General features: G+C 67.5%; 1 protein-coding gene and 1 pseudogene. Both read left to right on the top strand.

Translation table 11 applies throughout. The features are described from left to right. Nucleotides 1–183, top strand: a 183-nt coding sequence (locus tag MOV75_RS41500; protein ID WP_247008677.1) for a LysM peptidoglycan-binding domain-containing protein, incomplete at its 5' end; no start/stop codon positions are given. 128 nt (nt 184–311) lie between these two features. After that, nucleotides 312–520, top strand: a pseudogene (locus tag MOV75_RS41495) (hypothetical protein); the annotation flags it as partial.

The following is a 520-nucleotide window of genomic DNA, read 5'->3' as shown; positions in this document are numbered from 1 at the left end:
CCGGCGGAGGCAGGCGGCAACCGCGTGATTTCCCGCGGCGACAGCCTGTGGGCGCTCAGCCGGCTCGCCTACGGTGACGGCGCGCGCTACGCCGTGATCTTCAAGGCCAACCGCGACAAGATCCACAACCCCAATTTGATCTATCCCGGCCAGACCTTTGTGATGCCGCAGAAGGCGGAGTGAGCCAGAGTCCCCGCGACGCTTTACCCTGTGTCGCCCGGGAACAATCGGTTCCCTCGCGAGTCATCTCGATACGGCGCAGTGCGCGCGTGGGCAGCTGGGAGGAGGCCGAATTGGTCAGGTCAGCGGTCATGTCGGGACGCATGGGACTGGCGCTGACCGGCGCGACCCTTCTGATTGCGGCAGTGCTGTTGCCTGCCAGAGCCGAGGCCCAGTTCGGATTGCGCGGCGGCCCGCTCGGCGTTGCGCGTTTTGCCGTCGGCCACATGATCGGCGTGTCGCGACTGCGCCATTCCCGCATGGCGGTGCGGGGTAGTCGGTACCGCTCCGCCGCGCTGAG

Origin of the sequence: Bradyrhizobium sp. PRIMUS42, assembly GCF_023006515.1 — a bacterium.
Lineage (GTDB): Bacteria > Pseudomonadota > Alphaproteobacteria > Rhizobiales > Xanthobacteraceae > Bradyrhizobium.
The sequence above is the reverse complement of the archived record's forward strand: the minus strand, read 5'-3'. Positions and strand labels throughout refer to the sequence as shown.